Here is a 7,785-nt window from a genome sequence, read left to right on the forward strand (position 1 = left end):
GGCTGAGCCGCTGCGCTGCCGCCGTCACGCACGGACGCGCCTGCGCTCGCGGCCCACCACGCCCGGGCGAGGCATTATCCTGGTCGCCATGCGGATATTCCAGAACGCCGCCACCGCCATCGCCTGGTGCGAGGCGCGGGCCGCCTTCGAGCAGGGCGACGAGGCCACGCGCGAGAGCGTGCGCGAGATAATCAGGGACGTTCGCGAGCGCGGCGACGCGGCGCTCGTCGACTTCACTGCCCGCTTCGATGGCGCCGTGTTCGAGGGCGTGGTCGTGCCGAACGACCAGCTTGCCGCCGCCGAGGGCGAGCTGCCGCCCGACCTGGCATCGGCCATCCGGCTGGCCGCCGCGCGCGTGGAGGCCTATTACCGTGGCCAGGCGGAGGGCGGCTTCATGCACGCCGCCGACGGCGGCATCCTGGGGCAGCTCATCGTGCCCCTCGAGAGCGTTGGCTGCTACGTGCCCGGTGGCACGGCGCCGCTCTTCTCCACGGTCTTGATGACGGCCGTGCCGGCGCGCGTTGCCGGCGTCGAGCGCGTCGTCGTCGCCACGCCGCCCCGCGCGGACGGCAGCGTGCCGCCCGAGGTGCGCTTCGCGGCGCTCGTGGCCGGCGTCGACCAGGTGTTGCGGGTCGGCGGCGCCCACGGCGTGGCCGCCCTCGCCTACGGCACGGCGAGCGTGCGGCGCGTCGACAAGATCGTGGGCCCCGGCAACCGTTACGTCGTCGAGGCCAAGCGGCAGCTGTTCGGCGCGGTGGGGATCGAATCGCTGCCGGGCCCCACGGAGACGCTCGTCGTCGCCGACGAGGCGGCCGCGCCCACGCACGTGGTGGCTGACCTCCTGGCGCAGGCCGAACACGCACAGGCGCAGCCCGTCCTGGTCACCACCAGCCTGGCGCTGCTCGAGCACGTCGTGACCGCCCTGCCCGCCGCGGCGGCGGCGCTGCCGGCGCCGCGCGCCGCCGTGGGCTCTGTCGAGGAGCGCGGCGTGGCCGTGCTCGTCGCCGACCTGGACGAGGCCATGGACGTCGCCAACGCCTTCGCGCCCGAGCACCTGTGCCTGCTGGTCACCGACCCCTGGCGCCTCGCCGCCAGGGCGCGCAACGCCGGTGGTCTCTTCCTTGGCGCGCACAGCCTCGAGGCCCTGGGCGACTACCTGGTGGGCCCCAGCCACGTCATGCCGACGGGCGCCACGGCCCGCTTCAGCTCGTTCGTGAACCTGCGCGACTTCCAGAAGGTCGTGCCGGTGACCTACCTGACCCCCGCCCAGGTGCGCCGGTTGGGGCCGGCCGCCGCCCTGATGGCGCGCGCCGAGGGGCTCGAGGCGCACGCCAGGGCCATCGAGGCGCGCCTCGGACCGGAGGCGTGACCGGCTAGAGGAACGGGTTGCCTGCCGCCTCGGCGCCCACGGTGGTCGGGTCGCCGTGGCCCGGTAGCACCACCGTGGAGGGTGGCAGCGACAGCAGCTCCCGCCGGATGCTCGCCAGCAGCTGGTCGTGGTCGCCGAACGGCAGGTCGGTGCGGCCCACCGACCCCTTGAAGAGGGCGTCGCCCGACAAGACCACGCCCTGACCCTCCAGGTGGAAGGCGACGTGCCCCGGCGCGTGCCCCGGGGTGTGGAGAACCCGGGCCCTGACGCCGCCCGACTCAAGCTCCGCGCCGTGCACCAGGGGCGTGAAGCCGAGGGGCGGCGGCTCGATGGCAAGTCCGAACCGCGCCGCCGACGCCGCGGCCCCCTCGAGGAGCGGCTCGTCGGCCTGATGCATGTGGACGGGCGCGGGGCCCGCGCTCCGCAGCAGCCCCGCCACCCCGCCGACGTGGTCGAAGTGGGCGTGCGTCAACCAGATCGCCGCCAGGCGCCAGCCGCGCTCCGCCAGGGCAGCGCCGAGCTCCTCGCCCGCGTCACCGGGGTCCACGACGACGACCTGCCCGGCCAGCGCCAGCAGGTAGGCGTTGGCGCGCACCGGCCCGAGGGGCAGCGTGACGATCTCGACGGGAGCGCTCACCCGCGCGCCCCGCCGGCCCCACCACGCCGGAGGATGGCGCCGACGATGTCGCGGTACATCCGCAGGCGCACGCGAGCGCCGCGCCAGAAACCGCGCTTCTCCTCCTTCATCACCTGGGAAACCCCGTGGAGCGGCACGGCCACGCAGCGCCACCCCGACCTGGCGGCGTGCCTCGTGATGGCGACCTCGACGCCGTAACGGCTGCTCGCCAGCCCGGGGATGCCGAGCAGCAGCTCGCGGCGCAGGGCGCGCTGACCGTTGAGCTGCGGCGCGACCTGCTGGGCGGCGGTGGTCGCCCAGCGACCGCCAGCGAAGCCGCCGCGCGCCATGTCGGCGGCGCCGCTCAGCACAGGCCGTGCCAACGCCACGACGTGATGGGGCTCGAGCCCCACCAGGTCGGCGTCGAGCATCACGACGACCTCGCCGTCGAGAGCCGTGGCGCCGGCGTGGAGCGCGCCGCCCTTGCCGCGGTTCTCCGGGAGGGACACGACCTCGGCCCCGGCGGCCCTGGCGACGGCGGCCGTGGCGTCGGTCGAGCCGTCGTCGACCACCAGGACGCGCCGAGCGCCGGCGGCGACGGCGGCGCTCACCACGGCCGCCACGCCGCGGGCCTCGTCGAAGGCCGGTATGAGGACGTCGAAGCCGCCGGGCGCCTTGCCGCCGGTCGTCGTGGGGTGGGGCGTCGGCCCGAGGGTCGTCACGACGTGAACAGGGCGCTCAGCTCTCGGAACGTGATAAGGACGATGAGCGCCATCACGAACATGACGCCGGCGAAGTGGAACTTCTCCTCCTGACCGGGCTTGAACGGCTTGCCCCTCAGCGCCACCACCGTGGCGAGGAGCATGCGACCGCCGTCGAGACCGGGGATGGGGAGGAGGTTGAACACGCCGAGCGAGAAGTTGATCACGGCCGCGAGGAGGAGCACGCTGGCGAGGCCCACGCGCGTGGCCTGCGACACGAGCGTCACCATCCCGACCGGCCCGGCTACGTCGGCGTTGGGCGCGCCCGTCACGGCGGCGCCGAACCCGACGACGAACCCCCTCACCATCTCGGGCACGACGCGAACACCGAACGCCGCCGACTCGCGCAGCGCGGTGCCGAACGGCACCGGCGGGAGGATGGCGCCGATCTCGATGCCGAGCCTCCGCTCGTCGGAGGCGCCCTGGGGCGGCCAGGGGGTCGTGACCGTCACGCGGCTCTCGCCGCGCAGCAGCACCATGTCGAGGCGGTCGGAGCCCTGCACCGCCGCCACGATGGCGTCAGGGGCCGGGTCGGCGACGCCGTTCAGCTCAAGGACGCGGTCGCCCGCCGCGAGCCCCAAGCGCTCGGCGTTGGATCCCGGCACGACCCGCGCCACGGTGGAACCCTGCGGCACCACCGTGGCGCCCGTTATCTCCCTGAAGCCAGGCTGCATGGTGATGGCGGCCGCCAGGAGGAGGCTGCCGAGGACGTAGTTGGCGATGACGCCCCCCACCAACACCCAGAGCTTGGGCAGGAGCTTCAGCTTGGCCATGCCCTCTTCGGGGTGGTGCAGCACGCCGTCCTCGTCCACGCGCGGGCCCATGCCGGGTAGGTCGACGTACCCGCCGAGGGGCAGGAGGCTCAGACGCCACTCCGTCCCGCGCCACTTGACGCGAGCGAGGATGGGCCCGATGCCCACGCTGAACGCCCGGACGGCCACGCCGACGCTGCGCGCGTTGAAGTAGTGAGCCAGCTCGTGCACCACGACGGCGCTGGTGAGGATGAGTGCGAAGGTCAGTGCGGTAAGCATGCTCTCCCTAGGTCCCCCGGTGACCCAGTATGTCAGCCGCGCCGGTCAGGGCCGGTCTCGTAGAGGTGCCTGAGCTCCCGGACCAGGTCCGTCTTGCTCAGAAGCCCTACCACGCGGCCGCCGGCGTCGACCACCACCAGGCGTCCTAGCCTTCCCTGCGCGATGCTCCTGAGCGCGTCCAGCGCCGGGGCGCCGGGAGCGACGGTGTCGGCGGGCTCCACGATGTCGGCGACGGTGGCGTCCGGGTCGACGTCGGCCAGCTCCGCCTCCGTGAGGCGCGTCAGCGGCGCGGCGCCCTCTGCGCCGAGCGGCGCCGCCGCGAAGGGCCGACCCGGCGGCGTCTCGGCCTGCTCCGGCCCGGCGTTCCCGGCGTGCTTGGCAGCCGAGAGGCGCGCGAAGCCGAGGAGCTTCCCGGCGCCGTCGACGACGGGGTACCCGGTGTGCGGCCTGAAGTGGATGAGCTGCAGGAACTGGGTGAGGCGCATGTCGGGGGTGACCGTGATCGGGTCGCGCGTCATGAGGTCCGCCACCGTCTTGCCCTCGAACGCGCGGTTGAGGGTCGACGCCTGGGCCTCCATGCGCCCCGCGTTGTAGATGAAGAACGCGATCACGACCAGCCACAGCTGCAGGGTGAAGAAACCGTAGAGCCCGAGCAGGATCGCCATCGTGGCGCTGACGGTGACGGCCACGCTGGTGGCCCGCTCCTGCGGGAGGAAGAGCGCCAGCAGGCTGCGCAACACGCGCCCACCGTCGAGCGGGATGGCCGGCACGAGGTTGAAGAGCGCCAGGGCCACGTTCGTCACCCCCAGGTAGGCGACCACCATGAAGACGGCGCCGGCGCCGGCGCCCTGCAGCGCGGGAGCGAGCCTGAGCAGGACGAAGCCGATGACGAAGCTGACGATGGGACCGACGATGGCCACCACGGCCTCGCCGCCCCGCTGCTTGGGCATGGCGTCGAACTGCGCCACCCCGCCAAGGAACCAGAGGCGTATCTCGCGCACCTCGACGCCGTAGAGGCGCGCGACGACGGCGTGGCCGAGCTCGTGGACCATGACGCTGGCGAAGAGCCCGACGGCGCCCGCCAGCCCGACCAGCCACGGCGTGAGACCGTGGGTGAGGGCGCCGACGTCGACCACAATCCCCATGGCGCTCCTGAAGAGCTCGGCGTAGGCGGGGAGCTGACTGCCGATGAGGTAGGCGAAGAGCGGCAGGATGAGCAGGAAGCTGTAGTCGAGGCGGACGGGGATGCCGAGCAGCTTGAAAGGTAGCCTGATCCCGCCCGTACCCCCCACGTTCACCCCGGCACCTTCAGGGCGAGCTCGAGGGCCAGGCGTCTGGCCTCCCGGTCGGCCTGGCCGATGGCGTCCCAGCTGAGGTCGGTGGTCGGGGCGGAGGCGAGCACGGCCTCGAGGAGGCGCGGGATGGCGTCGAAGGAGAGGCGGCGTTCCAGGAAGGCAGCCACGGCGACCTCGTCCGCCGCGTTGAGGTAGGCGGGCGCCACGCCTCCCTGCCTGCCGGCGCGGTACGCGAGGCGGAGGCTGGGGAAGCGGCGGTGATCGGGCTCCTCGAACGTCCAGGTCCCCGAGAGGGGAAGGGGCGCGAGCGGCGTGGCGCGGCGCCCGGGCCCCAGCAGGGCGTACTGGATGGGTAGCCGCATGTCGTGCGGCCCGACCTGCGCCTTGATGCTCCCGTCAACGAACCTAACAAGGCCGTGCACCAGCGACTGCGGGTGCACCACCACCTCGACGCGCTCGAGCGGCAGCTCGAAGAGGAAGTGCGCCTCGAGCACCTCGAGTCCCTTGTTGAAGAGCGTGGCCGAGTCGACCGTCACCTTCGGGCCCATGCTCCAGTTCGGGTGAGCGAGCGCCTGCTCCGGCGTGACGCGCGCCAGGTCGGCCGGGCCGGTGCGGAACGGCCCGCCGGAGGCGGTCAGGATCAGCGCCGCGACGCCGCTCGGGTCCTCGCCGAGGAGGGCCTGCTGCAACGCCGAGTGCTCGGAATCCACCGGCGTGATGCGGCCGCCGTGGCGCCGCGCGAGCTCCCACATGAGGGGCCCGGCGACCACCATGGCCTCCTTGTTGGCTAGCGCCACGTGCCGGCCCGCCCGCAGCGCAGCGGCCGTGGGTGCTAGGCCCGCGATGCCCGGCAGGGCGGCCACGACCACGTCGGCCTCGAGCGCCGCCACCTCGTCGTTACCCTCGCGGCCGACCGCCAACCGCGTGCCGGCGGGCAGGCCGGCACGAACCTCCGCGGCCACCGCGGGGGAGCAGGCGACCAGGTCGGGGGAGAACTCGCGCGCCTGGCTCAGGAGGAGGCCCGCGTTGCTTCCGGCCGCCAGCCCGGCCACCCGCAGGCCGTGCCAGCGCGCCACCTCGAGCGCCTGCGTGCCGATGGAACCGGTGGAGCCTAGGACGGTGACGCGGGTCACACGGGCATCATGGCATGGCGCGCCGCCGCGTGGCGGCCGCCCTCGTCACGCCCGTTGTAGCATTCAGGCAAAGACAAGGAGGAGATCGATGCTTGTTCGCGAGTGGATGACACCCGACCCGCAGACGGTGAGCGCAGACACGCCGGTGATGGAGGCCCTGCAGCGGTTACGCGAGGGCGGTTACCGCCGGCTCCCTGTCACGCGGGACGGCCGCCTCATCGGCATAGTCACCGACCGTGATCTGAAGGAAGCGACCCCCTCGAAGGCCACCACCCTGTCCATATACGAGCTCAACTACCTGTTGAGCAAGTTGCGCGTCAAGGACGTCATGAAGTCCCCCGTCATCACGGTGCGCGCGGACGACCCGATCGAACAGGCAGCCCTCCTCATGGAGGAGCACCGCATCTCCGGCCTGCCGGTGCTGGACGGCAACGAGCTCAAGGGCATCCTCACCATCACCGACCTGATGCGCGCGCTGGTGTCGTTCCTCGCGCTCAGGGAGGGCGGCACGCGCGTCACGGTCGATCTTCCGGACGAACCCGGCGTGCTCGCCCGGGTCGCCCAGCAGGGGGCCCCGTCCAACATCGTCGCCGCCGTCACGACCGGCATCCAGCCGGGCCACAAGCGCCGGTTGGTGCTGCGGGTGGCGGGCGAGGACGCCGCTGGCTTCCCGGGGCGCCTGAAGGCGGCCGGTATCGAGGTCGTCGACGTCCGCTGACGACCACGGCCCCGCGCCCGGGCCGTCGAGGGACCTCGCAGTGGCGCTCGCGCGCCAGGCGGCCGGTGGCCGAGTGGCCTTCAGCGAGTTCCTCGAACCTGACGCGGCCGACGCGCTCATGGCGGCGCTGCGCGCGCGCGGCGTGCGCGCGGGCGCCTGGGGCGGCTACCCGGGTGCCAGACGCCGGGTCGTGGCCGCGCTGCCGGCCGCGGTCCCGGAAGCGACCCCGAACCTAACGGCGCTGTACGCCGCCGGTGCCGTGGACGAGGGCGAGTTGCGGGCCGCCGCCCAGGCGCTCGTCGGCGCCGGGCGCCTCGGCGACGCGACCACCCACCAAGACGGCGTGAGCCTCCTCGTGCTCGGCGCCATGCCGCAGGAACTGTTGGCCCTGCGCCGCGTGAGCGGCGCCGACGTGATCGTCAGCGAGGCGCGGCCCGAGCTGGCGTTCGCGGGCAGTCAGAGGCAGCAGCCGGCGGTGGTCCCCTCGCTGCGCGTCGACGTGCTCGGCGCCCGCGCCTTCGGGGTGTCGCGCGCCTACTTCGCCAAGGGCGTCGCCGCCGGGAAGGTCGCGGTGAACGGCCGGCCGGCGGGCAAGTCGGCCAGCGCCGACGCCGGCGACGAGGTCTTCGCCGCGGGCCTGGGACGCTTCAGGGTCTTGCGGGTCGAGGGCGAGACGCGCCGAGGCAACCTCAGGGTCACGCTCGAGGTGGAGCGGGCGTAGGGCACCCTCCACCGGTCGAGCGTTGCCGCGTGGCGGTGACGAGGTGAGTCGACCGACCGCGCCGGGTGAGCGGCACGGCGCCTAGACCCAATGCCGTTCACTTAAGCTTGTTTATTGGCTTTGTTGGGGTTATCCTGGGGT

General features: G+C 73.4%; 8 protein-coding genes. 3 read left to right on the forward strand and 5 right to left on the reverse strand.

The features are described 5' to 3' along the window. The first annotated feature begins 88 nt into the window (after window positions 1–88). Window positions 89–1,369, forward strand: a complete 1,281-nt coding sequence (hisD, locus tag H3C53_09485; protein MBW7916895.1) for a histidinol dehydrogenase — start codon at window positions 89–91, stop codon at window positions 1,367–1,369. A gap of 4 nt (window positions 1,370–1,373) precedes the next feature. On the opposite strand, the gene H3C53_09490 is transcribed toward hisD, so the two are convergent. Genes H3C53_09490 through H3C53_09510 form a run of 5 tightly spaced genes read right to left on the reverse strand, consistent with a single transcriptional unit; the run spans window position 1,374 to window position 6,205 of the window. Next, window positions 1,374–2,006, reverse strand: coding sequence for an MBL fold metallo-hydrolase (locus tag H3C53_09490; GenBank protein MBW7916896.1), 633 nt, complete (start codon window positions 2,004–2,006; stop codon window positions 1,374–1,376). Further along, a complete protein-coding gene (locus H3C53_09495; protein ID MBW7916897.1) occupies window positions 2,003–2,707 on the reverse strand; it encodes a glycosyltransferase in 705 nt (234 codons plus the stop codon). The genes H3C53_09490 and H3C53_09495 overlap by 4 nt, the downstream gene beginning before the upstream one ends. Next, window positions 2,704–3,777, reverse strand: coding sequence for an RIP metalloprotease (locus H3C53_09500; GenBank protein MBW7916898.1), 1,074 nt, complete (start codon window positions 3,775–3,777; stop codon window positions 2,704–2,706). Before H3C53_09500 ends, H3C53_09495 begins: the two co-directional genes overlap by 4 nt. 32 nt (window positions 3,778–3,809) lie before the next feature. Then, entirely contained in the window at window positions 3,810–5,075 is a 1,266-nt protein-coding gene (locus tag H3C53_09505) for a site-2 protease family protein (protein ID MBW7916899.1), read from the reverse strand. After that, window positions 5,072–6,205 carry a 1-deoxy-D-xylulose-5-phosphate reductoisomerase gene (locus H3C53_09510; protein MBW7916900.1) on the reverse strand — a complete coding sequence of 378 codons (1,134 nt, stop codon included), beginning with the start codon at window positions 6,203–6,205 and terminating at the stop codon, window positions 5,072–5,074. The genes H3C53_09505 and H3C53_09510 overlap by 4 nt, the downstream gene beginning before the upstream one ends. An 88-nt stretch (window positions 6,206–6,293) precedes the next feature. Between H3C53_09510 and H3C53_09515 the strand changes: the two genes are divergently transcribed. Continuing rightward, window positions 6,294–6,923, forward strand: coding sequence for a CBS domain-containing protein (locus tag H3C53_09515; GenBank protein ID MBW7916901.1), 630 nt, complete (start codon window positions 6,294–6,296; stop codon window positions 6,921–6,923). A 40-nt stretch (window positions 6,924–6,963) separates the two neighbouring features. Beyond that, on the forward strand, window positions 6,964–7,644 hold the full coding sequence (locus H3C53_09520; protein MBW7916902.1) for an RNA-binding protein: 681 nt from the start codon (window positions 6,964–6,966) through the stop codon (window positions 7,642–7,644). The last annotated feature ends 141 nt before the right edge of the window (window positions 7,645–7,785 follow it).

The organism is Trueperaceae bacterium (assembly GCA_019454765.1).
GTDB lineage: Bacteria > Deinococcota > Deinococci > Deinococcales > Trueperaceae > JAAYYF01.

Coding starts and splice junctions, on each gene's coding strand:
- hisD (MBW7916895.1), top strand. CDS start 89: ATGCGGATATTCCAGAACGCCGCCACCGCCATCGCCTGGTGCGAGGCG.
- H3C53_09500 (MBW7916898.1), bottom strand. CDS start 3,777: ATGCTTACCGCACTGACCTTCGCACTCATCCTCACCAGCGCCGTCGTG.
- H3C53_09515 (MBW7916901.1), top strand. CDS start 6,294: ATGCTTGTTCGCGAGTGGATGACACCCGACCCGCAGACGGTGAGCGCA.